This is a genomic window from Pseudomonas sp. Sample_20 (assembly GCF_004307585.1).
Lineage (GTDB): Bacteria > Pseudomonadota > Gammaproteobacteria > Pseudomonadales > Pseudomonadaceae > Aquipseudomonas > Aquipseudomonas atacamensis.
The window spans coordinates 90715-112946 of the sequence record NZ_RCOA01000073.1 but is presented as its reverse complement, the minus strand read 5'-3'; the positions used below and the strand labels follow the sequence as shown (position 1 = coordinate 112946).

At 60.3% G+C, this 22232-nt stretch carries 27 protein-coding genes; 15 read left to right on the top strand and 12 right to left on the bottom strand.

Annotated features, from left to right (window positions below; all coding sequences use genetic code 11):
* Positions 1-7 precede the first annotated feature (7 nt).
* The 3 genes from D8U70_RS16525 (at position 8) to D8U70_RS16515 (ending at position 2148) form a co-directional block, all read left to right on the top strand.
* On the top strand, positions 8-613 hold the full coding sequence (locus D8U70_RS16525) for an arylesterase (RefSeq protein WP_162999803.1): 606 nt from the start codon (positions 8-10) through the stop codon (positions 611-613).
* A gap of 57 nt (positions 614-670) precedes the next feature.
* Entirely contained in the window at positions 671-964 is a 294-nt protein-coding gene (locus D8U70_RS16520) for a hypothetical protein (protein ID WP_016770881.1), read from the top strand.
* Positions 965-1176: 212 nt separating this feature from the next.
* Entirely contained in the window at positions 1177-2148 is a 972-nt protein-coding gene (locus D8U70_RS16515) for a L,D-transpeptidase family protein (RefSeq protein WP_024013783.1), read from the top strand.
* A 125-nt stretch (positions 2149-2273) separates the two neighbouring features.
* Here D8U70_RS16515 and oprI read toward each other — a convergent pair whose 3' ends face one another.
* Positions 2274-2525 (bottom strand): outer membrane lipoprotei OprI, encoded by a 252-nt coding sequence (oprI, locus tag D8U70_RS16510; protein WP_003183784.1) that lies wholly within the window; start codon positions 2523-2525, stop codon positions 2274-2276.
* A 639-nt stretch (positions 2526-3164) separates the two neighbouring features.
* Between oprI and D8U70_RS16505 the strand changes: the two genes are divergently transcribed.
* On the top strand, positions 3165-3446 hold the full coding sequence (locus D8U70_RS16505) for a GNAT family N-acetyltransferase (protein ID WP_016770879.1): 282 nt from the start codon (positions 3165-3167) through the stop codon (positions 3444-3446).
* 60 nt (positions 3447-3506) lie between these two features.
* Here the strand turns inward: D8U70_RS16505 and D8U70_RS16500 are convergent, their stop codons facing one another.
* Positions 3507-4583: a 3-deoxy-7-phosphoheptulonate synthase gene (locus D8U70_RS16500; protein ID WP_130929314.1), complete on the bottom strand. Its 1077-nt coding sequence runs from the start codon at positions 4581-4583 to the stop codon at positions 3507-3509.
* A gap of 129 nt (positions 4584-4712) precedes the next feature.
* Positions 4713-5156 carry a PilZ domain-containing protein gene (locus D8U70_RS16495; RefSeq protein WP_130929313.1) on the bottom strand — a complete coding sequence of 148 codons (444 nt, stop codon included), beginning with the start codon at positions 5154-5156 and terminating at the stop codon, positions 4713-4715.
* On the opposite strand from D8U70_RS16495, the gene D8U70_RS16490 reads away from it, so the two are divergent.
* The 5 genes from D8U70_RS16490 (at position 5155) to cysB (ending at position 9111) form a co-directional block, all read left to right on the top strand.
* Positions 5155-5541, top strand: a complete 387-nt coding sequence (locus tag D8U70_RS16490) for a thioredoxin family protein (protein WP_073472427.1) — start codon at positions 5155-5157, stop codon at positions 5539-5541. The two genes, D8U70_RS16495 and D8U70_RS16490, sit on opposite strands and share 2 nt — an antisense overlap.
* Positions 5538-6494 (top strand): putative 2-dehydropantoate 2-reductase, encoded by a 957-nt coding sequence (locus tag D8U70_RS16485; RefSeq protein ID WP_130929312.1) that lies wholly within the window; start codon positions 5538-5540, stop codon positions 6492-6494. Before D8U70_RS16490 ends, D8U70_RS16485 begins: the two co-directional genes overlap by 4 nt.
* 22 nt (positions 6495-6516) lie before the next feature.
* Positions 6517-7422, top strand: a complete 906-nt coding sequence (locus D8U70_RS16480; RefSeq protein WP_039759920.1) for a 5'-nucleotidase — start codon at positions 6517-6519, stop codon at positions 7420-7422.
* 97 nt (positions 7423-7519) lie between these two features.
* Positions 7520-8023 (top strand): universal stress protein, encoded by a 504-nt coding sequence (locus D8U70_RS16475; RefSeq protein WP_016770874.1) that lies wholly within the window; start codon positions 7520-7522, stop codon positions 8021-8023.
* Between the two features lie 113 nt (positions 8024-8136).
* Positions 8137-9111 (top strand): HTH-type transcriptional regulator CysB, encoded by a 975-nt coding sequence (cysB, locus tag D8U70_RS16470; protein ID WP_016770873.1) that lies wholly within the window; start codon positions 8137-8139, stop codon positions 9109-9111.
* Between the two features lie 9 nt (positions 9112-9120).
* Here the strand turns inward: cysB and D8U70_RS16465 are convergent, their stop codons facing one another.
* Together D8U70_RS16465 and D8U70_RS16460 are read right to left on the bottom strand one after the other, a co-directional pair.
* Positions 9121-9603 (bottom strand): GreA/GreB family elongation factor, encoded by a 483-nt coding sequence (locus tag D8U70_RS16465; protein ID WP_110646061.1) that lies wholly within the window; start codon positions 9601-9603, stop codon positions 9121-9123.
* 2 nt (positions 9604-9605) lie between these two features.
* Complete coding sequence (locus D8U70_RS16460; RefSeq protein ID WP_056788478.1) at positions 9606-10022, bottom strand: hypothetical protein; 417 nt, start codon at positions 10020-10022, stop codon at positions 9606-9608.
* 125 nt (positions 10023-10147) lie between these two features.
* Here D8U70_RS16460 and earP point away from each other — a divergent pair, with 125 nt between their 5' ends.
* Positions 10148-11290: an elongation factor P maturation arginine rhamnosyltransferase EarP gene (gene earP, locus D8U70_RS16455; protein WP_130929311.1), complete on the top strand. Its 1143-nt coding sequence runs from the start codon at positions 10148-10150 to the stop codon at positions 11288-11290.
* 48 nt (positions 11291-11338) lie between these two features.
* Positions 11339-11908, top strand: coding sequence for an elongation factor P (locus D8U70_RS16450; RefSeq protein WP_003226785.1), 570 nt, complete (start codon positions 11339-11341; stop codon positions 11906-11908).
* 178 nt (positions 11909-12086) lie between these two features.
* On the opposite strand, the gene D8U70_RS16445 is transcribed toward D8U70_RS16450, so the two are convergent.
* The 4 genes from D8U70_RS16445 to D8U70_RS16430 form a co-directional block, all read right to left on the bottom strand.
* Positions 12087-13097 carry an alpha/beta hydrolase gene (locus tag D8U70_RS16445; RefSeq protein WP_122707264.1) on the bottom strand — a complete coding sequence of 337 codons (1011 nt, stop codon included), beginning with the start codon at positions 13095-13097 and terminating at the stop codon, positions 12087-12089.
* Between the two features lie 37 nt (positions 13098-13134).
* The gene (locus tag D8U70_RS16440) at positions 13135-13554 is read right to left on the bottom strand and encodes an organic hydroperoxide resistance protein (protein WP_007940002.1); all 420 of its coding nucleotides are present in this window, start codon (positions 13552-13554) and stop codon (positions 13135-13137) included.
* 329 nt (positions 13555-13883) lie between these two features.
* Positions 13884-14339: a MarR family transcriptional regulator gene (locus tag D8U70_RS16435; protein WP_073472431.1), complete on the bottom strand. Its 456-nt coding sequence runs from the start codon at positions 14337-14339 to the stop codon at positions 13884-13886.
* 76 nt (positions 14340-14415) lie between these two features.
* Positions 14416-15372 (bottom strand): LysR family transcriptional regulator, encoded by a 957-nt coding sequence (locus D8U70_RS16430; protein ID WP_016770867.1) that lies wholly within the window; start codon positions 15370-15372, stop codon positions 14416-14418.
* A gap of 108 nt (positions 15373-15480) precedes the next feature.
* On the opposite strand from D8U70_RS16430, the gene D8U70_RS16425 reads away from it, so the two are divergent.
* Positions 15481-16230: a sulfite exporter TauE/SafE family protein gene (locus tag D8U70_RS16425; RefSeq protein WP_016770866.1), complete on the top strand. Its 750-nt coding sequence runs from the start codon at positions 15481-15483 to the stop codon at positions 16228-16230.
* Here D8U70_RS16425 and D8U70_RS16420 read toward each other — a convergent pair.
* Complete coding sequence (locus tag D8U70_RS16420; RefSeq protein WP_172667885.1) at positions 16220-17074, bottom strand: LysR substrate-binding domain-containing protein; 855 nt, start codon at positions 17072-17074, stop codon at positions 16220-16222. The two genes, D8U70_RS16425 and D8U70_RS16420, sit on opposite strands and share 11 nt — an antisense overlap.
* Positions 17075-17171: 97 nt before the next feature.
* Between D8U70_RS16420 and D8U70_RS16415 the strand changes: the two genes are divergently transcribed.
* Both D8U70_RS16415 and D8U70_RS16410 read left to right on the top strand, forming a co-directional pair.
* A complete protein-coding gene (locus D8U70_RS16415; protein WP_130929310.1) occupies positions 17172-17393 on the top strand; it encodes a DUF1127 domain-containing protein in 222 nt (73 codons plus the stop codon).
* A gap of 64 nt (positions 17394-17457) precedes the next feature.
* On the top strand, positions 17458-18684 hold the full coding sequence (locus tag D8U70_RS16410) for a winged helix-turn-helix domain-containing protein (protein ID WP_130929309.1): 1227 nt from the start codon (positions 17458-17460) through the stop codon (positions 18682-18684).
* A 131-nt stretch (positions 18685-18815) separates the two neighbouring features.
* On the opposite strand, the gene D8U70_RS16405 is transcribed toward D8U70_RS16410, so the two are convergent.
* Positions 18816-20162 (bottom strand): 3-deoxy-7-phosphoheptulonate synthase class II, encoded by a 1347-nt coding sequence (locus D8U70_RS16405; RefSeq protein ID WP_038861070.1) that lies wholly within the window; start codon positions 20160-20162, stop codon positions 18816-18818.
* Positions 20163-20313: 151 nt separating this feature from the next.
* Here D8U70_RS16405 and D8U70_RS16400 point away from each other — a divergent pair, with 151 nt between their 5' ends.
* The gene (locus tag D8U70_RS16400; RefSeq protein WP_024013768.1) at positions 20314-21069 is read left to right on the top strand and encodes a spermidine synthase; all 756 of its coding nucleotides are present in this window, start codon (positions 20314-20316) and stop codon (positions 21067-21069) included.
* Positions 21070-21178: 109 nt separating this feature from the next.
* Here D8U70_RS16400 and D8U70_RS16395 read toward each other — a convergent pair whose 3' ends face one another.
* On the bottom strand, positions 21179-21970 hold the full coding sequence (locus D8U70_RS16395) for a crotonase/enoyl-CoA hydratase family protein (protein ID WP_073472434.1): 792 nt from the start codon (positions 21968-21970) through the stop codon (positions 21179-21181).
* Positions 21971-22232 lie beyond the last annotated feature (262 nt).

Genomic DNA, 22232 nt, shown 5'->3' with positions numbered 1-22232 from the left:
GAATCCGATGCGTGTATGGTTTTTGAGTGCTGGCCTGGCCTTGATGTGCATGGCCCAGAACGCAGCGGCGGGTACTGTCCTGATCGTTGGCGATAGTATCAGCGCCGGTTTCGGCCTGGATACCCGTCTGGGGTGGGTGTCGCTGCTCGAGCAGCGGCTCAAACAGGAGGGTTTCGACGATAAAGTGGTCAACGCCTCGATCAGTGGCGACACCAGCGCCGGAGGCCAGGCGCGGCTGCCGGCGCTGCTTGCAGAGCATAAGCCGGAGTTGGTGATCCTCGAGCTGGGTGGCAATGACGGCCTGCGCGGGATGCCGCCAACGCAATTGCAACAAAATCTTGCCTCGATGATCGACAGCTCGCGGCAGAGCGGCGCGAAAGTGCTGCTGCTCGGCATGCAGTTGCCACCCAATTATGGCAAGCGCTACACCGATTCGTTCGCCGAGGTTTACGGCAAGCTCGCCGAAGAGAAAAACATCCCGTTGGTGCCGTTTTTTCTCGAAGGTGTCGGTGGTCATCCGGAGCTGATGCAGGCCGACGGTCTGCACCCGGCCGCCGGGGCTCAGGGCAAGTTGCTGGAAAATGTCTGGCCGACGCTAAAACCGCTGTTATGAGGCTTTTCTAGAGGCAGGCTTTCGGCTAATGTGGCGCCCCCTAATTTGGAGCCCCCGATGCCGCGTCCTGCCTGGTCCCTGTTTGCCTACCAACTGATCGAGCCTGACGAGCAGCTGGATCTGTTCGCCTGCCAGGAAGTGCGGGTGCATCTGGTGACGCGTCAGCTGGAACTCGGTGGCTCGGCCGATCGCACGCTGTGCGGCACTCTGCTGCCGGCGCAACCGCGCTGGTCGAATGTTGATCGGCGGGTGTTCCAGGATCAGCGTCTGTGCTCGCTGTGCCGGGCGATTCTCGAATCGCAGAAGCGCGGCACCTCGCCGATCTGGCCTGAGCTGCGTTTCGAACTCTGAGCGCTGAAGATCAAAGTGTGGGAGCGAGCCTGCTCGCGAAGGGGTTTTATCAATCGACATTTATGGTCGCTGATACACTGCTTTCGCGAGCAGGCTCGCTCCCACCTTGAACGCACCCTGTCGCCAATAGCGGTGCTACCTCCCCGAATCCCCAAGCCGCGGTGTACAATCGCGCCCTTATACCCTTGATGATCATGCGAAGGATTTTCCGGATGTTGCCGCGCTTTCCTGCCGTCACCCGCTGCCTGTCACTTGCCGCCCTGTGTGTGGCCGGCCCCGTTGCTGCATTGGAGCTTCCCTTGCCACCACCCGGCGAAGACATCGTCGGCCAGGTGCAGGTGATCAAAGCCAAGTACGAAGACACCTTCGCCGATCTGGGTACCACCTACGATCTGGGTTATTCGGAAATGGTTGCGGCCAACCCGGGCATCGATGCCTGGCTGCCGGGCGCCGGTACCGAGATCGTCCTGCCGACGCGCTTCATCCTGCCGCCTGGCCCGCGTGAAGGCATCGTCATCAACCTCGCCGAATACCGTCTCTATTACTACCCGAAAGGCCGTGACGTGGTGTACACCTTCCCGCTGGGTATCGGCCGTGAAGGCTGGGGCTCGCCGATCGCGCACACCTCGATCATCGCCAAGACACCGAACCCGACGTGGACGCCTCCGGCCTCGATCAAGGCCGAACACGCCGCTGACGGTGATCCGCTGCCGAATGTGGTGCCGGCCGGTCCTGATAACCCGCTGGGGCCGTTCAAGTTCACCCTCGGCACGCCGGGCTACCTGATCCACGGTTCGAACAAGAAGTTCGGCATCGGCATGCGCACCAGCCATGGTTGCTTTCGCATGTTCAACAACAACGTGTTGGAGATGGCCGGCATGGTCCCGGTCGGCACCTCGGTGCGCATCATCAACGACCCGTACAAGTTCGGTCGCAGTGGCGGCAAGGTCTATCTGGAAGCGCACACGCCGCTCGACGACAAGGGCAATCCGTCGGTAGTCGACAAGCACACCGCGGTAATCAACGCGATGCTCAAGCGTGAAGACATCACCAGCAACCTGCGCATGAACTGGGATGTGGTGCGTGATGTGGTTGCCGCCGAAGACGGCCTGCCGGTAGAGATCGCCGTGCCGAATACCTCGGCGCCAATGGTGAGCAGTGCACCGATCGACCTGCAGCAATAAGAGCTGATCGAAACCCGCCGATGCGTGCAGCGTCGGCGGGTTTTTTATTGCCCGGAGAAAAGCACCGGGCACAAAAAAGCCGACCCGGAAAACCGGATCGGCTCGATAACAATCCCGAGGGATTATTACTTGCGGCTAGCTTTTTCCAGCATGCGCAGAGCACGCTCGTTAGCTTCGTCAGCAGTCTGTTGTGCTTTTTGAGCAGCAGCCAGAGCTTCATCAGCTTTACGGTAAGCTTCGTCTGCACGAGCCTGGGAGCGAGCAGCTGCGTCTTCAGTAGCGGTCAGACGTGCTTCGGTTTCTTTCGATGCGCTGCTGCAACCGGTAGCCAGAACTGCGGCCAGAGCCAGAGCAGAGAATTTCAGAACGTTGTTCATCGTGTTCCCCTTCAAGGACTTTCAAATTAAGTGGCTGTCTCCTCACGATTGAGGAAATAGCCGGCGTACATACTACCCATTACTTGTAGTAAGTAAACTGACGTAGCGCAAGAAGCAAAAAAAATTGTAGGCGTTGATTCTTTTTCGAGCAACTTTTAACTGCGCTGTATAAAAAATATCCAGCTGCAAGCCCCGGCGTGAGCGACTCAAACGGAAAAAGTTCCCGCCCTCGTGCGCTGTTTTTGCGACTTCGGCTAAAGTCTTTCTAAATGAATTCGTCCACACTTTTGTTCAGGTTCTGCGAAGCGCTTCGCGTATCTTTGTTGATGTACAGGTGACTTTAAAAAAGGTCGCACGTCTTAAGTCTCAACATTCCGGCAATGTTCAGGCAAACGGCACGCAAAGATTGTCTTGCGGCCGAACCTGCGACCATCGATGCCAATGCACGCAAACCATCCGATGACGAGCGTACCTTGAGCATTTTCGCCAATGGTGCCTACTATTCAGCAGGTGTCAGATTGCGCGAGATCGGTGTGGCTCTTCTCAGTGTCCATCAGGCACGGGGTGGCGTAGATGTTCCTTCGCCGGAAAAACATCGGTAAGGTAGGGGTCACAATTCAAGACCCGCGAGGAGTAGTGATGAGCGAGGCGTTGTCCATCCACCATGACCAGGCTGGTCATCAATTCGAGACCACTGTGGACGGTCATCGTGCTTACCTGACCTACATGGATCTGGGCAAGCAGACCCTGGATATCTATCGCACCTTCGTGCCCAACGCCCTGCGCGGCCGTGGCATTGCCGCAGCGCTGACTGAACGCGCGCTGCAATACGCCGAAGAAATGGGCTACACGGTGATCCCGTCATGCTCCTACGTCGAGCGCTATATGGAACGTCATCAGCGCCGCGCTGCGAAGATTTGAACCGCACACACAAAAACGCCGGACAATGTCCGGCGTTTTTTTATGCGCGTAAAACGCAGCTTACGTGCGCTGACGCTTCGGCAATACGTCCTTGAGCTTGGCGTGCATGCTGCGCAAGGTGTTTTCGGTGGCGGACCAATCGATGCAGGCATCGGTGACCGACACGCCGTATTGCAGGTCGGCGAGATCTTTCGGGATTGCCTGGCAGCCCCAGTTCAAATGGCTCTCAACCATCAGGCCGATGATCGACTGGTTGCCTTCGAGGATCTGGTTGGCGACGTTTTCCATCACCAGCGGTTGCAGGGCCGGGTCCTTGTTGGAGTTGGCGTGGCTGCAATCGACCATGATGTTCGGCTTGATCTTCGCCTTGTTCAGCGCCTGCTCGCACAGCGCCACGCTGACCGAATCATAGTTCGGCTTGCCATTACCGCCGCGCAGCACCACGTGACCGTAGGCGTTGCCTTTGGTGGTAACGATCGACACGCCACCTTCCTGGTTGATGCCGAGGAAACGGTGCGGGCTGGACACCGACTGCAAGGCGTTGATCGCCACGGTCAGGCCGCCATCGGTGCCGTTCTTGAAGCCGACCGCCGAGGACAGGCCGGAAGCCATTTCGCGGTGAGTCTGCGATTCGGTGGTACGCGCGCCGATGGCCGACCAGCTGATCAGATCCTGCAGATACTGCGGGGAGATCGGGTCGAGGGCTTCGGTGGCAGTCGGCAGGCCTTTCTCGGCCAGGTCGAGCAGCAACTGACGACCGATGTGCAGACCGTCCTGGATCTTGAACGAGTCGTCCAGATACGGATCGTTGATCAGACCTTTCCAGCCGACGGTGGTACGCGGCTTCTCGAAATACACACGCATGACCAGATACAGCGTGTCGGAGACTTCCTCGGCGAGCACCTTGAGTCGATCGGCGTATTCGTGGGCAGCCTTGATGTCGTGAATCGAGCACGGGCCGATCACGACGAACAGACGGTGGTCGGTGCCATCGAGAATGTTGCGAATGACTTCGCGGCCCTTGGTGACGGTGCGCAGGGCGGCGTCGCTCAGGGGGATATCACGCTTGAGCTGATCGGGAGTGATCAGGGTCTCGTTAGAGGCGACGTTTAGGTCGTTGATCGGTAAATCAGCCATCGTTTACTCGTCAGGTCACGGGTGCCGGCCGCCAGCGATCCCCGCGCGGCGGAGCACAGCAGATTTAGCGCGTCGGGGGAGCCGAACCTTAGCGCGTCAGAGGCGGCTCGACAATGGGCAAACCGTGCTTTAGTCCAGCGCTGGCTGCGCAAAAGCCTTGCGCAGGTTGTCGTGGGAGAACTCTTCGGCGTGCTTCTCGACCCATTGCAGGGCCAGCGCCTGACTATCCTGCAGATCGTCGTGGCTGTCCTGCATGCGCGAATAGCGTTCGATCTGACACACCTGCTCACCCATTCGCGCGCTGAACAGGGTCTGTTCATCAGTGAAAGCGATGCCCACCAGATAGCCTTTTTTACGCCGCAGACACCAGGCCACATAGCCCGGATAACAGAAGTCGGCATTCAGCGTCGGCATGCGCACTTGCAGCGCAGTGCCATGGCGCCAGGCGCGGTGGTAATTGCAAGCGATGCCGCCGAGGCTGATAGTGTGCAGCTGTTGTCTGGAAATGCATTCAGGCTTGAGTAACGTCAATTCAACCGGCACTTCGTCCGGATGAGGAATGAAACGTCCCATGAGCACAGACTCCCTGTGTCGGCCATCTGACATTGTTTCCCCCAGTATAGTGGTCGAATCCGAGCTGACCGACTTCGACGCCGACCAGCGGCTGCTGGCGATGCGCGGGGTTTCTCTGGTGATCTTCACCAGCGTCGGCTGTGCCAGTTGTCGTTATGCCCGCGAGGTGTTGCCGGGATTGCCGCTGGCGATCGATCGGCTGTGCTGGATCGACGCCGGCAACAACGGCGGCCTGGTCGAGCGTTATCAGGTGTTTCATTTGCCGGCGCTGTTTGTGGTGCGCGACGGCGAGTTCTTTGGCGCAGTGCACAGCCGCCTGACGGTTGCCGAGCTCAACCAGGCAGTGGCACAGGCGCTGGGTCGAATTGCAGAGGAGTTGCCATGAGCGAGACAGTCAGCAAACCGGTGGTGGGAATTATTGGCACCGGTGCGATCGGCGGGTTTTACGGGGTGATGCTGGCGCGTGCCGGTTTCGATGTGCATTTCTTGTTGCGCAGCGAATTTTCCGCAGTGGCTGAGCGCGGTTTGCAAATCAACAGTGCGGTGCACGGCCCGTTGACGCTGCATCCGGCCAATGCCTATTCCGCTGCCGAAGACATGCCTCCCTGTGACTGGCTGCTGGTCGGCACCAAGACCACCAGCAACGCCGGTCTGGCCCCGGCGATCATTCAAGCGGCCAAACCTGATGCAAAAGTGCTGTTGCTGCAGAACGGTCTGGGTGTCGAAGACAGCCTGCGACCACTGTTGCCGGATTCGCTGCATCTGCTCGGTGGTCTGTGCCTGATTTGCGTGCACCGCGAAGGGCCGGGGCAGATCACCCATCAGGCCCTTGGCGCGGTGAATGTCGGTTATCACAGCGGCTCGGCCATTGATGAAGTAGCGCGCATGGCGATCGTCGAGGAGGGCGCCGGACTGTTCCGTGCCGCCGGCATCGACTCGCAGGCGATGGCCAACCTGCATCAGGCGCGCTGGCAGAAACTGGTGTGGAATATTCCTTATAACGGACTTTCGGTATTGCTCGGCGCGGGAACCGAAGCGCTGATGGCTGATGCTGACAGCCGCCTGTCGATTCAGGCGTTGATGGCGGAAGTGGTGCAGGGCGCCCGGGCCTGTGGATACGAGATCCCGCCCGGCTATGCCGAGTACCTGTTCACCATGACCGAGAAAATGCCCGATTACTGGCCGAGCATGTACCACGACTTTGCACACAAACGCCCGCTGGAGCTGGAGGCGATCTACGCCCGGCCACTGGCGGCGGCGAAAGCGGCGGGGTGCGAGTTGCCGCGCATCGAGGCGTTGTATCGCCATTTGGGTTTTATCGGCCGACGCAATACCTGAGTCGGTTGTTCTGGGGGAAGGCATGGCCAATAACATCGATGACAAACTGGTGCTGGCGATTTCCTCGCGCGCCTTGTTCGACCTGAGCGAAAGCCACAAGGTCTACCTGTCGAGCGGCGTCGAAGCCTATCGGCAATATCAGATCGAGCACGAAGACGAAATCCTCGCGCCGGGCGATGCGTTCCCGCTGGTGGAAAAACTCTTGAGCCTGAACAGTCGCCTCGGCCGCGCGCGGGTCGAGGTGATTCTGGTCTCGCGCAACAGCGCCGACACCGGTCTGCGCGTGTTCAATTCGATTCATCATTACGGCCTGGCGATTTCTCGTGCGGCGTTCGTCGGCGGGCGCAGTCCGTATCCGTATCTGAAAGCGTTTGGCTGCGACCTGTTTCTCTCGACCCACGCCGAAGACGTGCGTGCCGCGCTGGACGCCGGGTTCGCCGCCGCGACGATTCTGTCCGGTGGCGCCAGCCGCGCGGCCAGCGATGAATTGCGTATCGCCTTCGACGGTGACGCGGTGATCTTCTCGGACGAGTCCGAGCGCGTCTATCAGTCCGGCGGCCTGGAAGCGTTTCAGGCCAAGGAACGCGAATCGGCGCGCGAGCCATTGCGTGGTGGGCCGTTCAAGGGCTTTCTGGCAGCGCTCAATCTGTTGCAGCGCGAGTTTCCCGATGACGATTGCCCGATCCGCACGGCGCTGGTGACCGCGCGTTCGGCGCCGGCCCATGAGCGGGTGATTCGCACCTTGCGGGAATGGGATATTCGTCTCGATGAGTCGCTGTTTCTCGGTGGCCTGACCAAATCGGCGTTCCTCGAAGCCTTCGCCGCCGACGTGTTCTTCGATGACCAGACCGGCCATTGCGAACTGGCTCGCGAAGTGGTCGCCACCGGCCACGTGCCCCATGGCATCAGCAACGAACCGTCGATCTAGAGCCTTTTCATTCAGGACGTTGCGTCGCACGTCGTACTCGCCAAGGCACTGCTAAGCTGAATCAATCTCCGCCATCGTTGGCTCGCGAGGAGGTCCCATGATTCGCTCAATGCTGTATGCCACCGACCTCGGTCTGTACGCACCGTTCGTGATGCAGCATGCCCTGGCCTTGGCGCGCACCTTCAATGCCGATCTGTATGTAGTACACGCGGTGGAACCCATGGGCCTGTTTGCCGAGTCGGTGCTGCAAAGCTATCTCGACGAACAGGCATTGAACGAATTCCATAGTCAGGGTCTGAAAACAGTCATCGCCAATATCGAACAACGGGTGCTCGACAGCTTTCGTGAAGAACTGGGGGACGACGGCGAACAGGATCTGCAGCGCATTCGCGCGGTGCGCGTGCTGCAGGGTGATCCGTCGCAGGTGATTCTCGACCAGGTGCACAAGCTCTCGGTCGATCTGCTGATCGTCGGCAGTCACAGCCATGGCGTCGGCGCGGAAACGCCGTTGGGGCGCACGGCGGCGCGGGTCCTGCAGTTGGCCAAGGTGCCGGTCTATCTGGTGCCGCTGATGGAACGTCGGCGGCGTGAGGATCGCTGAAGCAGGAATAATGGCGTTTTGATAAAAAAGTTCTAGATTTATTCTTCGAACCATTAATATAGTTATATACCGTCGCTGATGCCCGTGGCGTCTACCTGCTTTGAGGGATTGATATGAAGCTTCAACAACTGCGCTACATCTGGGAAGTGGCGCACCACGACCTCAACGTTTCCGCTACCGCTCAAAGCCTGTACACCTCGCAACCGGGCATCAGTAAGCAGATCCGCCTGCTGGAAGACGAGCTGGGCGTCGAAGTCTTCGCCCGCAGCGGCAAGCACCTGACCCGCGTCACCCCGGCCGGCGAGCGCATCATCACCACCGCTGGCGAGATCCTGCGCAAAGTCGAAAGCATCAAGCAGATTGCCCAGGAATTCTCCAACGAGAAGAAGGGCACCCTGTCGATCGCCACCACCCACACCCAGGCGCGTTATGCGCTGCCGCCGGTGATCAGCAATTTCATCAAGCAATACCCGGACGTGGCCCTGCACATGCATCAGGGCTCGCCGATGCAGATCGCCGAAATGGCCGCTGACGGCACCGTCGATTTCGCCATTGCCACTGAAGCGCTGGAGCTGTTCGGTGATCTGGTGATGATGCCGTGCTACCGCTGGAACCGCTGCGTGGTCGTACCCCATGGCCACCCGCTGACCAAGCTGCCGAAGCTGACTCTCGAAGCGCTGGCCGAATATCCGATCGTCACTTACGTGTTCGGTTTCACCGGCCGTTCCAAGCTCGACGAAGCCTTCAGCCATCGTGGCCTGACGCCGAAAGTGGTGTTCACCGCTGCTGACGCCGACGTGATCAAAACCTACGTGCGTCTGGGGCTGGGCGTGGGCATCGTCGCTAAAATGGCGGTCGACACCAAGCTCGATAACGATCTGGTGGTGCTGGATGCCAGCGAACTGTTCGAGTCGAGCATCACCAAGATCGGTTTCCGTCGTGGCACCTTCCTGCGTGGCTTCATGTGCGACTTCATCGAGAAATTCGCCCCGCACCTGACCCGCGAAGTCATGGCCAAGGCCATTCAGTGCCACAACAAGCAAGAGCTCGAAGAGCTGTTCGACGGCGTCGAACTGCCCGTTCACTAAGCACCCGCTTCAGAGCACCTCGGTGACAGCAAACTGTTGCCGGGTGCCCGCCACCAGAATCTCCACCTCATCGCCCGCGAACTTGCCCAGCAGGCTTTTGCCCAGCGGCGAGCGCGGGGTGATGACGGTAACCGGCTGACCGACCACGTCGACTTTCAGCCCCGCCGCATCCGGCGCCAGAAACAGCCATTGCTCGCGACCCTTTTCGTCCTCCAGACCGAGCAGGGCGCCGACTTCGATGCCGCGATTTTCATCGTAGGCACGCAAGGTCAGGTTCTGGCACAGCGCCAGTGACTGACGGATTTCCTCAACCCGCTTCGCCTGACCCGCCGCCAGATACGACGCCTCCAGCCCCAGCGTGTCGTACTTGTTTTCGGCGATGTTTTCTTCGTGGGTCGCGGTTTCGTAAGCGGTTTGCGCGGCGCGCTCGGCGATGTCGAGGTCAATGCGCAGCTTGTCGAGAATCAACTGGTGGACACTGTGTTTGTTCATGATCAATCGCAGAATTGCAAAACGTTGGCGCGGCTCTTTTCCGTCGGCGCGGTCTGGTCCTGCTGCAGCCAGAACTGGCATTTCGGGTTCGACGCATTACGCGAATTGGCGCGCGCCTGATCCAGTCGGGCCTGCTGTTCATTCTTGCGCAGGTTTTCTTCGTACTGTTGGAACAGCGGACTTTGCGGCGGAATGTCCGGCTGAACCTGCACGGGCGCCACAGCCGGGGGATTGACGCGCTGCTGCACCGCTTGCGCGACAGGGGCCAGTTGCTCGGGAAAGATAAAGCGCGAAAGCAGCCAGCAGGTCAGCGCAATCGCCAGGAACCCCAGCCACAGGCCCAGCGCAATGCTGCCGGTCAGATGCAGCGCGCTAAGCTGAACAGGCAAGGGACGACGGGGATTGGGACGGTAGGGCATGGCGGCCTCCTGGCGGATGGTTGCGGGCAAGCGGCGATTGTCGCACGAAGATTAATCGCCGTCGGCTCTTCTGCGCGAGCGCATTTATGCGGACAATCGAGGTTTTTTGCCAACGGGAGAACGGCATGGCTAAAGCGAAACCCCGCTGGGATATTTTTTGCACCGTGGTCGATAACTTCGGCGACATCGGCGTGACCTGGCGCCTGGCCCGGCAGCTGGTGGCCGAGCATGCCTTGCCGGTGCGCCTGTGGGTGGATGATCTGCGCGCGTTCGAGCGCCTCTGTCCTGAGATCGATATTGATCTTGCGCAGCAGTGGCAGCAGGGTGTCGAGGTGCATCAGTGGCCGAGCGAATGGCTGCACGCCGAGGCGGCCGACGTAGTCATCGCCGCCTTCGCCTGTCAGTTGCCCGCCGACTACATGGACAGCATGGCCGCACGGGAAACGCCACCGCTGTGGCTCAATCTCGATTATCTCAGCGCCGAAGACTGGGTCACCGGCTGCCACGGCTTGCCGTCGGTAAAATACAAAACGGTGCAGAAGTTCTTTTTCTTTCCAGGCTTCAAACCGGGCACCGGTGGCCTGCTGCGCGAACGCGGACTGCTCGAACAGCGTCGGCAGTTTCAGCAGGATCGACCGGCTCAGCGACATTTCCTGCAAGGTCTGGGTATTGATCCCGCGCCCGATGCGCAACTGATCTCGCTGTTTGCTTATGAAAACGCCGGGTTGGCCAGTTGGCTGGATGTGCTGGCGGCCGATGCACGGCCGACTCACCTGCTGGTGCCGGAAGGGCGGATTCTCGGCGATGTGGCGCGCTGGCTGGAGGTAGAAACCCTGACGGTCGGCGCAATTCACGTGCGCGATTCGCTCACCGTGCAGGTGCTGCCGTTCGTCCGGCAGGACCAATACGACCATCTGCTCTGGTGCTGCGATTTCAACGCGGTGCGCGGTGAAGATTCATTCGTTCGCGCGCAATGGGCGGGGCGGCCGATGCTCTGGCACATCTATCAGCAGGACGATGACATCCATCTGGACAAGCTTGATGCTTTTCTCGCGCTCTACACCCAAGGCCTTCCGCCCGCTGCGGCGCAGGCGATGAACGGTCTGTGGCGAGCGTGGAGTGCCGGGCAACCGATCGGCGAGCACTGGCTGGCGGTGCGAAATCATTGGCCGGAACTCGAGAAAAACGCCGAGGCATGGTGTCTGGAACAGGCCTTGCAGGCGGATCTTGCCACGGCGCTGGTACAGTTTTATGTAAATTGGATATGATACGCGGCCTAGATTTTTGTAAATCCCATCCAAATTCGGATATTCGCAATGAAAACTGGTAAAGAACTCAAACCCGGTACCGTGATCCGTATCGACAACGATCCTTGGCTGGTTCAGAAAGCTGAATTCACCAAGTCGGGCCGTAACAGCGCGATCATGAAGACCAAGCTGAAGAACCTGCTGACCGGTTACAAGACCGAAACCGTTTACGGTGCGGACGACAAACTGGACGACGTGATCCTGGATCGTAAAGAAGCCACCCTGTCGTTCATCAGCGGTGACACCTACACGTTCATGGACACCACTGACTACACCATGTACGAGCTGAACGCCGAAGACATCGAAAGCGTTCTGCCTTTCGTTGAAGAAGGCATGACCGACGTTTGCGAAGCCGTGTTCTTCGAAGAGCGTCTGGTTTCCGTAGAGCTGCCGACCACCATCGTGCGTCAGGTTGACTACACCGAAGGCTCCGCTCGCGGTGATACTTCCGGCAAGGTGATGAAGCCTGCCAAACTGAAGAACGGTACCGAGCTGTCGGTTGCCGACTTCATCGAAATCGGCGACATGATCGAGATCGATACCCGCGAAGGCGGTTCCTACAAAGGCCGTGCGAAATAAGCACTGCTTTTTGCGGAAAGAAAAAACCCGACCATTGAGTCGGGTTTTTTTGTGCCTGTAAGAAACACTCGGAACCCTGTGGGAGCGAGCCTGCTCGCGAATGCGGTGTGGCATTCAATGAAGCGCTGTCTGACGGGACGCTTTCGCGAGCAGGCTCGCTCCCACAATGGGACGGTGGTTACTTCAAGTGTTGCTTCAGTTCTTCAGACGCCTGCAACATCGCCGAACGCACCGCCGGTACCTGGCTGACCACGTTGAGCAAACCGTAATCGTGGATCATGCCGTTGAACCGCACCGACGTTACCGGTACTCCGGCCTCATCGAGTTTGCGCGCATAGGCTTCGCCTTCGTCACGCAACACGTCGGCGCTGGCAGTCTGCACCAGTGCAGGCGGCAGACCTTTGAGTTGCGCGGTGGTGGCGCGCAGCGGTGAAGCGTAGATCTCGTTGCGCTGCTTGGCGTCGGTGGTGTAGTTGTCCCAGAACCACTTCATCATGTTGCGGGTGAGGAAGTGCCCTTCGGCGTACTGGTTGTACGAACCGGTGTCGAAGTTGGCATCGGTCACCGGCCACAGCAGTACCTGGAATTTGATCGCCGGGGTGCCCTTGTCCTTGGCCATCAGCGCAACCACTGCGGCCATGTTGCCGCCGACGCTGTTGCCGGCCACGGCCAGGCGCTTGCCGTCGACATTGATCTCTTTACCGTGTTCCGCCACCCATTTGGTCGCAGCGTAGGCCTGGTTGATCGCCACCGGGTAATGCGCTTCCGGCGAAGGGGTGTAGTTGACGAACACCGCCGCCGCACCCGAACCGACCACGAGATCGCGCACCAGACGTTCGTGAGTCGGGAAGTCCCCCAGCACCCAGCCGCCGCCATGGAAGAACATGAACACCGGCAGCTCACCCTTGACCCCGGCCGGCCGGACGATGGTCAGGCTCAGCGGTTGGCCATCGACCTGGATGGTCTTCTCGCTGACATCGGCTTTGGGCAACGTCAACTTGACCCCGGACTGCGCGCCGACCAGCACGGCGCGGGCATCCTTGGGCGACAGCTGCTCGATCGGCTTGCCGCTGCCTGAATTCAGCGCATCGAGGAATGCTTGGGTGTTGTGTTCGACATCACCGGCGAAAGCGCTGTGTACCGACAGGGCGAGAAGGGTACCGGTCAAGACTTTGCTGAAAGTGTTCATGTTCATTTTTCCTTGTTCGGGCCGGGGGCTTGGGTGATTACACAGTCACGTGCAGACGGACATCGACGTTGCCACGGGTGGCGTTGGAGTACGGGCAGACCTGGTGAGCGGCGTCGACCAGCGACTGCGCGTCGGCTTGTTCCAGGCCCGGCAGGCTGATGTGCAAATCGATGTCCAGACCGAAACCGCCAGGGATTTGGCCGATGCCGACATGGGCGGTAATCGACGCGTCGTCAGGAATCTTGCGCTTGGTCTGGCTGGCGACGAATTTCAGTGCGCCGATGAAGCAGGCCGAGTAACCGGCAGCGAACAGTTGCTCAGGGTTGGTCGCCGCACCGCCAGCACCGCCGAGTTCTTTCGGGGTGGCCAGTTTGACGTCGAGTACGTTGTCGCTGGAGATCGCACGACCGTCACGGCCGCCAGTGGAAGTTGCGATTGCGGTGTAGAGAGTTTGCATGGTGTGAGCCTCATTGGTTGTGGTTTTGTGCGCTAATTGTTTGCGCGCTAAGTAGGTGTGAAGAGAATGTATAGCGCTAATGTTTAGTGCGCAAGATAAATTTTTAATAAAAATCGCGTTTTGCTCAAGGGCATAGCGTGGAAGGGGCGGGTAAGGCTTGATTTAGAGCGCTTGGCGAGGGAATGCAGGCGGGGAAAATTTTTTTTGTTGGCGCTGAAATCACTGTGGGAGCGAGCCTGCTCGCGAAGGCGGTGGAACATTCAACGACTCGCTGTCTGATCGGACGCTTTCGCGAGCAGGCTCGCTCCCACAGGGGAATGTAGCGGGGCTTAATTCAGGCTGTCTTGCAGATGTCCGCGCAGCGCTTGCAGCTCGGCCTGCAATTTCTGCAGACGTTCCAGGGTGAAGCCACTGGCGCCAAGAATGCACTGCGGCACCGTCTGCGCCTTGTCTCGCAAGGCTCGGCCCGCTGCGGTCAGTTCGACAATCACCACCCGCTCATCTTCGCGACTGCGGGTGCGGCTGAGCAGGCCTTCGGCTTCCAGGCGTTTGAGCAATGGCGTCAGCGATCCCGGATCGGTCAGCAGGCGTGCGCTGATTTCTCCGACAGTCAAACCGTCCTTCTCCCACAACACCATCATCGCCAGATACTGCGGATAGGTCAGGCCCAGCGCCTGCAACAGCGGCTTGTAGACCTTGGTCATCATCAGCGAGGTCGAATGCAGGGCGAAGCACGCCTGATTGTCGAGCAGAAGGTCGTCGCAGTTGTCGCGTTCGCAAGTCATTGTCAAAGCCTTGATCGTTGATCGTTTTTTAATCTAGCGCTCGAATCTTTAAGGCGCCAGATAAATATGTCCGGCGTCAGTGCCGGGCGAATTGCCGTTGCAGCGCCAGATCCCACGGCGGCACCGGGCTGAAGCGGGTTTTCAGATATTCCAGCAACAACCGACTGCGCGAATGGACCTGCTGTTCCATGCGCAGCGCGTAAATGCCGGTGGACTCCGGAGGCGGCAGGCCATTTTCACAAAACAGCGGCACCAGCTCGCCACGCAGCAGGTATTCGCTGGCCAGCCAGGTCGGCAAGTGTGCGACGCCCAGACCCGCCGCCGCGCCACACGCCAGAGCTTCGGCATTGTTGGCGCTCAGACGCACCCGCGATGGCCGGTGCAATTGCATTTGCCCGTCCACTTCGAATTTCCAGGCAAACGGCGGCGCAAGGCCCTCCCAGTCGAGCCCGTCGTGTTCACTCAACTGCGCCGGGTGCTCGGGCACGCCGCGCTGCTTGAGATAGTCAGGGCTGGCGCAGGCGACGCGGACCATGCTCGCCAATGGCGTGGCGACCAGGCGCGAGTCAGCCAACTGGCCGGTACGCAGCACCAGATCGACTTTGCCCAGGCTGCTGCCGGCCATGTCGCTGAAGCTGTCGATCAGATGCATCTGCACATCCAGTCCCGGGTACAGCAGGAGAAAATCGGCAATCACCGGCGCCAGATGCCGCCTCCCGAAAGCTGCTGGCGCATCGATGCGGATCAGGCCTTCCGGTGCGCTGCTCAATGACACCGCTTCGGCACGCGCCAGTTGCAACTCGGCGATGATCCGTCGCGCCCGCTCGGCAAAGGCCAGGCCGGCCGAAGTCGGCAGCACGGCATGGGTGCTGCGCACGAACAGCTGACTGCCGACGGCACTTTCCAGGCTATCGATGCGCCGGGCTACGGCGGAAGGTGTCAGCGGATGGCGGCGCGAAGCGGCAGAAAAGCTGCCACTCTCCAGCACATCGAGAAACAGGCCGAGCTGATCGGTCAATTGGTTGGGATTCATGGAAACCACGCTTGTGCAAAATCGGCATAGCCATTGTGCGTTGCTATGCGTTTCCCCGCTAGGCGCGAGTGCGTAGCATTGGTTGCCTGTCGTTAGAGGATTACCGTTGTGATGGATTTTCTGTTGTACCTGCTGTTCGGCGCCGCCCTGGGCACATTGGGCGGGATTTTTGGCATTGGCGGTGGCTTGATCGCGATTCCGTTGCTTGGTGTTTGGTTTGGGCTTGATCAGCAGATCGCCCAAGGTACGGCGCTGGTGATGGTAGTACCGAACGTGATGCTGGCGCTGTGGCGTTATCACCAGCGCAATCGCATCGAATTGCGCCATGCGCTGCCGCTGGCAGTGATGGGTTTCTGCTTTGCCTGGCTCGGCTCGATCTGGGCGGTGGGCATCGATGCGCAGACCATGCGCATCGGATTTGTCGCCTTTTTGGTAGCACTTTCGGCCTACAACCTGTTGAAGATGTTCGGTCCGCGACCAGCGCCGACTGCCGAGATGCGCTATTCGTGGCCGTGGTTGGGCGTGCTCGGCGCCGCCTCGGGGACCATGGGCGGTTTGTTCGGCGTCGGCGGCGCAGTGGTGGCGACGCCGGTGCTGACCAGCCTGTTCGGCACCAGCCAAGTGGTTGCTCAGGGATTGTCGCTGGCGCTGGCCCTGCCGAGCACTGGTGTAACCCTGGTGACCTACGCCGTGCACCATGAAGTCGACTGGATGATCGGTCTGCCTCTGGCGGTCGGAGGTCTGCTCAGCATCAGTTGGGGCGTGAAAGTTGCCCACGCCATGCCGGAAAAAATTCTGCGTGGGCTGTTCTGCGGCTTTCTGGTGCTGTGTGCGGTGATGCTCGCGTTTAAAGTTTGAAGCCCTCGACGATGTGCTCGGCCAGGCACTCGGTGATCGGCGACGGGTTGTTCAGATTGCGGATCAGCATGATGCTCGCCTCGGGCAACAGTGGCAGGTCTTCGGCGGCGCCAAGGATGCGCATGTCCGGGGTGATCAGGCTTTCGAGTTGCGCGGTGATCGCCAGCCCCGCGCTGACTACCGCCATCAGCGCCGACAGGCTGCTGCTGTTGTAGGCGATGCGGTAATCGCGGCCCATCGCGTCCAGCGCATTGCACGCCCACAGGCGGCAGAAACAATCACTGTTGAACATCGCCAGGGGCAGCGGCGTCTGTTCATGGGCGCTGAAGTTCTGCGCCTCGGCCCAGACAAAGCGCTCCTTGCGCAGCAACTGGCCGATCTCGTTGCCCGGCTCACGGGTGACGATCGACAAGTCCAGATCGGTGCGTTGCAGCAACTGCTTGCTCGACTCGCAATGCACCTCGATCTGGATCAGCGGATAGAACTGCGCGAACCGCGACAGGATTCCCGGCAGAAAACGCATCACATAATCATCCGGCGTACCGATGCGCACGGTGCCGACCATGTGCGGCTCGCGCAGGGTGTTGAACACCTCACTGTGCAGTTTGAGGATGCGCCGCGCATAACCAAGCAGCACTTGGCCTTCAGCCGTAAGCCGCACCTGACGGCCATCGCGCTCGAACAGCTGGCGCTGCAACACGTCTTCTTCCAGACGTTTCATCTGCATGCTCACCGCCGACTGGGTGCGGTTGACCATCTCGCCAGCACGGGTGAAACCGCCCTGATCGGCAATCGCGACGAAGGTGCGCAGGACATCGGTATCGATACTGGGGTAGGCGGACAATTGATGAATCTCCGTGATGCATGCCATCAGAAACATTCGTTGGATTGATCTTAGCGCCGGCGCGAGACTTGAGCCATCCACAAAAGGAGGCAAGGCGATGAAAGGTCAAAGAGAGTATGCAAACCAAGAGCAGCTGTCCGGCCACGGCCATATCGTGTCCGATCTGCTGCACAAATTCAGCCGTTGGTATGAGCTGCATCGCGAACGGGAAATGCTCGCCGGTCTGAGCGATGAGGCGCTGAAGGACATCGGCATCAGCCGCGCCGATGTCGAACACGAAACCGTGCGGCCGTTCTGGGACGACCCGATGCATAAATGATGAGGCTATCGCTACACAAACCCCTTTCAGGTGAGGTAGGTTGCGAGCAGACATGGAGGAATAAATGCCCGCGACAGTGTCCTTTTCCCTCAAACAGGCGCGACGTCTGGCGCTGGCTGCCCAAGGGTTCAACGGGCGCCAGCCGCCGAACGTCAATGCCAGTCATCTCAACCGGCTGATCGAACGGCTGGGTCTGCTGCAAATCGATTCCGTCAATGCCGTGGTGCGCTCGCACTACCTGCCGCTGTTTTCCCGTCTCGGTTCCTATCCATCTGACTTGCTCGACCAGGCTGCCTGGAGTTCGGGGCGTCGGCGCACGCTGTTCGAATACTGGGGCCATGAAGCGTCGCTGTTGCCGCTGTCGATGTACCCGTTGCTGGGCTGGCGTATGCAACGGGCCAAGCGTGGCGAAGACATCTATCAGCAATTGGCGAGGTTTGGTCGCGAACAACAGGAAACCATTCGCCGCGTGCTGACTGCGGTTGAGGAGCGGGGCGCGCTGGGTGCCGGCAGTCTGTCGACCCGCGAAGACAAGGCCGGGCCATGGTGGGACTGGAGTGCCGAGAAACATGCGCTGGAATGGTTGTTCGCCGCTGGTGAAGTCACAGTGGCGGGGCGACGCGGTTTCGAGCGCTTGTACGATTTGCCCGAGCGGGTGATTCCTGCTGCGATCCTGCAACAGCCCACGCCGGACGAGGCCGAGGCGCAACGCGGTTTGCTCTTGCATGCGGCGCAAGCATTGGGCGTTGGTACGCAAAAAGACCTGCGCGATTACTTTCGCCTGAACCCTGCGGATGCGCGCCCGCGTCTGACTGAGTTGGTTGAAGCTGGTCAATTGCAGATGTGTGAAATCGCCGACTGGCGGCAGATCGCCTATTGCCTGCCGGAGCCCAAAGTGCCGCGCAAGGTCATTGCCAGTGCGCTGCTGTCGCCGTTCGATTCGCTGATCTGGGAGCGCAGCCGCACTGAGCGCCTGTTCGATTTCCGCTATCGCCTGGAAATCTACACACCGCAGCCCAAGCGGGTTTACGGCTATTACGTGCTGCCGTTTTTGCACAACGAGCGGATCGCCGCGCGGGTTGATCTGCGTGCCGAACGGGCGGCAGGGCAGTTGGCGGTGCATGCGGTGCATGAGGAAGAATCGGGACTGGACGAGGAGGGCAGGCTGGCGCTGGCGCTGAATTTGCGGCGGATGGCGGGTTGGCTGGGGCTTGAGCGGGTGCAGTTGAATTGTCGACGGGAGAGTGCAGCTCGGCTTGGGGTGGCATTGGCGCAGATCGGGTGCGACTGAGCTGACGCCATCGCTGGCAAGCCAGACTCCCACAGGTTCTGTGCCGGATACATAAATTGCATACGACACGAACCCTGTGGGAGCGGGCTTGCCCGCGAAGAGGCTAGTTCAGGCAATAAAGAACGCCAACCTCATCGCCGGACCTGCTTCAGAGTCTCGGCAATCAAAAACGCCAATTCCAGCGACTGGTCGGCATTCATCCGCGGATCGCAGTGGGTGTGATAACGATCGGACAAGCCATCCTCGGTAATCGGCCGCGCGCCGCCGATGCACTCGGTGACGTTCTGTCCGGTCATCTCGATATGAATGCCGCCGGCATAACTGCCTTCCGCTTCGTGCACCTGGAAGAACTGCTTCACTTCGCCCAGGATCTGCGCGAAGTCACGGGTCTTGTAGCCGCTGCTGGCCTTGATGGTGTTGCCGTGCATCGGATCGGAGCTCCACAGCACCTGCTTGCCTTCGCGCTGGACCGCGCGGATCAGTGCCGGCAGATGATCGCCGACCTTGTTCGCGCCCATCCGTGCGATCAGGTTCAAGCGGCCCGGATCGTTATCCGGGTTGAGCACGTCGATCAGGCGGATCAGGTCATCAGGGTTCATGCTCGGGCCGACTTTGACCCCGATCGGGTTGTTCACCCCCCGCAGGAATTCGACATGCGCGCCGTCGAGCTGGCGGGTGCGGTCGCCGATCCACAGCATGTGCGCCGAGCAATCGTAGTAGTCGTTGGTCAGGCTGTCGCGGCGGACGAAGGCTTCTTCGTAATTCAGCAGCAGCGCTTCGTGGGCAGTGAAGAAACTGGTTTCGCGCAGTTGCGGCGAGCTGTCCATGCCGCAGGCGCGCATGAACGCGAGGGTTTCATCGATGCGGTCGGCGAGGTGGCTGTACTTCTCCGCCAGCGCCGAGTTGGCGATGAAATCCAGGTTCCACTTGTGCACTTGATGCAGGTCGGCAAAACCGCCCTGGGCGAAAGCGCGCAACAGGTTCAAGGTTGCTGTGGACTGATGATAGGACTGCAGCAAACGCTCCGGATCCGGCACGCGGCTCTTTTCGTCGAAGCCGATGCCGTTGACGATGTCGCCACGGTAGGCCGGCAGGGTTACGCCGCCGATGGTTTCGTCGTTGGCCGAACGCGGTTTGGCGAACTGGCCGGCCATGCGCCCGACCTTGACCACCGGGCAGCCAGCGGCGAAGGTCATGACGATTGCCATTTGCAGCAACACTTTGAAGGTGTCGCGGATCTTCGCGGCGGAAAATTCGGCGAAGCTTTCCGCGCAATCGCCGCCCTGCAACAGGAACGCGCGACCCTGGGTGACTTCGGCGAACTGGCGGCGCAGCTCGCGCGCTTCGCCGGCGAACACCAGTGGCGGATAGCTGGCCAGGGTTTGCTCGACCTGGCGCAGGTGCGCGGCGTCGGGGTATTGCGGTTGTTGCTGGATCGGCAGGGCGCGCCAGCTGTCAGGGCTCCACGGTTGGCTCATCACGGTCTCGAAGTTCGTACGCAGGGAAGCGCCATGTTAGCAGCAATTAGTGCGTGACCTGCTCCCGCCCCATCGCCGACAATCGCCGCTTTGCCACGGCGCCACAGCGGTGCCATCGCGTCACCGCGCCCGGTGACCATCAGGAGACGAAATGACTGAGGAGCGCGTCGAGCATCTGCTCGCCGAAGTACAGGATGAGTTCGGCGTGATTCGCGTGCTGGAAGTGGCCGATTACCGCTTTCTCGAGTTCGGCGATGCGATCGAGCAGAGCTGCGTGTTCACTGCCGACCCGAGCTGGCTGGAGTACGACTACACCCGCGCCATGCTGATCGGCGCGCTGTGCCACGAGCAGCCGGAGAGCGCGCTGTTTCTCGGTTTGGGTGCGGGCACGCTGACCCAGGCTTGCCTGAAGTTTCTGCCGCTGGAAGACGTCGAAGCCATCGAACTGCGCCCGGACGTGCCGCGCCTGGCCATTGAATATCTCGGTCTGGATGATGATCCGCGGTTGTATATACGCGTCGGCGATGCGCTGGAATTGCTGCCGACTGCCGAGCCGGCGGATCTGATTTTCGTCGACCTCTATACCGATGTCGGTCCCGGTGTCGGGCATCTGGCCTGGAGTTTTCTCGGCGATTGTCAGAAGCGCCTGAATCCGGGCGGCTGGCTGGTGATCAACCAGTGGGCCACCGACGATGGCAAACCGCTGGGCGCGGCGTTGTTGCGCGGGCTCTATCACCGGCATTACTGGGAGTTGCCGGTGAAGGAGGGCAACGTGATTCTGATCGTTCCGGCGGATCTCGATCAGGCGCTGGACATGCAGGCGCTGACCCAGCGGGCCGAAGCGCTGGCGCCGCAGCTGGGTTATTCGTTGCAGTCGTTGATCAACGCGATTCGCCCGGCGACCTGAGCCGGCAGGACCGCCCCCTTCGCGAGCAGGCTCGCTCCCACATTTGAAATGCGTTCTACCTGTGGGAGCGAGCCTGCTCGCGAAAAGGCCCTGACAGGCAGCAGAATCTTCAGATGCCTTTGAAGATCCCCGGACGCCGCTCCACCAACGACCGCACCCCCTCCCGGGCATCCTCAGTGGCGAGCAACTTCTTCACCAGCGCCGGTAATGCCTGCGCCGCCGCTGTCTCACCCTCATAACGCGCCTGTCGCGCTGACATCAAGGTCGCCTGCACGCCCAGCGGTGCCTGCCGGGCAATCCGTTCGGCCAGCTCGATCGCGCGGGGCAGCAAGTCTTCGCTGGCCATCACTTCCTGGACCAAGCCCAGATGCAACGCATCGTGGGCATCAAATTCATCGCCAGTGAGCAACCAGCGCATCGCATTGCCCCAGCCGGCAATCTGCTGGAAACGCAAAGTCGCGCCGCCAAACGGAAAGATCCCACGCTGCACTTCCATCTGCGCGAAGCGAGTATTGCTCGCGCACAGGTTGATGTCCGCCGCCAGCATCAGCTCGATGCCGATGGTCAGGCAGTAACCCTGCGCGGCGACGATGACCGGTTTGCTCACTCTCGGGCCGACGAAAACACCCCAGGGATCGCAACCGCCGCTTGGAACCTGCCAGCCTTCGGCCAGCGCCGCGCTGGCATTGACCAGATCGAGCCCGGCGGTGAAGTGTTCGCCATGGCCGAACACCACGGCGACCCGCGCTTCGCGGTCGGCTTCGAATTCGCCGTAGGCCAGGCTCAGGTCGTTGAGCAGGTCGATATCGAAAGCGTTGCGCTTGGCCGCCCGATCGAGGCCGATCAAGTGCACATGACCACGACGTTCTCGGCTGACGCGGCCGGCGCAGGGCTGATTCATGGCTAAATCCTCAAGCGGGAAGGGCGGGTGCGCGGCGCTTTGCCGCAGGTCGGTGAACCGTTTAAGCGTCATCGCCCGCAGGGCCGGGCCTTTGCAAAATAGACCGTTGCGCGATTATCCGCAAAACCCCGTTACACGGCGGTGACACACGGATAAGGGCCACAAAAAAAGCTCCCTTTTCGGGCGAAATCCGGTATAGTGCGCGCCGGCCTTTAACCGGGCCGCGTTTAGGTAGCGCATTTCCCGAAGTCAGCTTCGGCTG

Excerpts from the sequence above, each read along its gene's own strand:
- D8U70_RS16480 (WP_039759920.1), top strand. The coding sequence starts at position 6,517 with ATGGCCAATAACATCGATGACAAACTGGTGCTGGCGATTTCCTCGCGC.
- D8U70_RS16505 (WP_016770879.1), top strand. The coding sequence starts at position 3,165 with ATGAGCGAGGCGTTGTCCATCCACCATGACCAGGCTGGTCATCAATTC.
- D8U70_RS16490 (WP_073472427.1), top strand. The coding sequence starts at position 5,155 with ATGAGCACAGACTCCCTGTGTCGGCCATCTGACATTGTTTCCCCCAGT.
- D8U70_RS16400 (WP_024013768.1), top strand. The coding sequence starts at position 20,314 with ATGACTGAGGAGCGCGTCGAGCATCTGCTCGCCGAAGTACAGGATGAG.
- D8U70_RS16485 (WP_130929312.1), top strand. The coding sequence starts at position 5,538 with ATGAGCGAGACAGTCAGCAAACCGGTGGTGGGAATTATTGGCACCGGT.
- D8U70_RS16435 (WP_073472431.1), bottom strand. The coding sequence starts at position 14,339 with ATGACTTGCGAACGCGACAACTGCGACGACCTTCTGCTCGACAATCAG.
- D8U70_RS16495 (WP_130929313.1), bottom strand. The coding sequence starts at position 5,156 with ATGGGACGTTTCATTCCTCATCCGGACGAAGTGCCGGTTGAATTGACG.
- D8U70_RS16520 (WP_016770881.1), top strand. The coding sequence starts at position 671 with ATGCCGCGTCCTGCCTGGTCCCTGTTTGCCTACCAACTGATCGAGCCT.
- D8U70_RS16450 (WP_003226785.1), top strand. The coding sequence starts at position 11,339 with ATGAAAACTGGTAAAGAACTCAAACCCGGTACCGTGATCCGTATCGAC.
- earP (WP_130929311.1), top strand. The coding sequence starts at position 10,148 with ATGGCTAAAGCGAAACCCCGCTGGGATATTTTTTGCACCGTGGTCGAT.
- oprI (WP_003183784.1), bottom strand. The coding sequence starts at position 2,525 with ATGAACAACGTTCTGAAATTCTCTGCTCTGGCTCTGGCCGCAGTTCTG.
- D8U70_RS16430 (WP_016770867.1), bottom strand. The coding sequence starts at position 15,372 with ATGAATCCCAACCAATTGACCGATCAGCTCGGCCTGTTTCTCGATGTG.
- D8U70_RS16460 (WP_056788478.1), bottom strand. The coding sequence starts at position 10,022 with ATGCCCTACCGTCCCAATCCCCGTCGTCCCTTGCCTGTTCAGCTTAGC.
- D8U70_RS16475 (WP_016770874.1), top strand. The coding sequence starts at position 7,520 with ATGATTCGCTCAATGCTGTATGCCACCGACCTCGGTCTGTACGCACCG.
- D8U70_RS16415 (WP_130929310.1), top strand. The coding sequence starts at position 17,172 with ATGAAAGGTCAAAGAGAGTATGCAAACCAAGAGCAGCTGTCCGGCCAC.
- D8U70_RS16500 (WP_130929314.1), bottom strand. The coding sequence starts at position 4,583 with ATGGCTGATTTACCGATCAACGACCTAAACGTCGCCTCTAACGAGACC.
- D8U70_RS16525 (WP_162999803.1), top strand. The coding sequence starts at position 8 with ATGCGTGTATGGTTTTTGAGTGCTGGCCTGGCCTTGATGTGCATGGCC.
- D8U70_RS16405 (WP_038861070.1), bottom strand. The coding sequence starts at position 20,162 with ATGAGCCAACCGTGGAGCCCTGACAGCTGGCGCGCCCTGCCGATCCAG.
- D8U70_RS16465 (WP_110646061.1), bottom strand. The coding sequence starts at position 9,603 with ATGAACAAACACAGTGTCCACCAGTTGATTCTCGACAAGCTGCGCATT.
- D8U70_RS16395 (WP_073472434.1), bottom strand. The coding sequence starts at position 21,970 with ATGAATCAGCCCTGCGCCGGCCGCGTCAGCCGAGAACGTCGTGGTCAT.
- D8U70_RS16410 (WP_130929309.1), top strand. The coding sequence starts at position 17,458 with ATGCCCGCGACAGTGTCCTTTTCCCTCAAACAGGCGCGACGTCTGGCG.
- cysB (WP_016770873.1), top strand. The coding sequence starts at position 8,137 with ATGAAGCTTCAACAACTGCGCTACATCTGGGAAGTGGCGCACCACGAC.
- D8U70_RS16440 (WP_007940002.1), bottom strand. The coding sequence starts at position 13,554 with ATGCAAACTCTCTACACCGCAATCGCAACTTCCACTGGCGGCCGTGAC.
- D8U70_RS16515 (WP_024013783.1), top strand. The coding sequence starts at position 1,177 with ATGTTGCCGCGCTTTCCTGCCGTCACCCGCTGCCTGTCACTTGCCGCC.
- D8U70_RS16445 (WP_122707264.1), bottom strand. The coding sequence starts at position 13,097 with ATGAACACTTTCAGCAAAGTCTTGACCGGTACCCTTCTCGCCCTGTCG.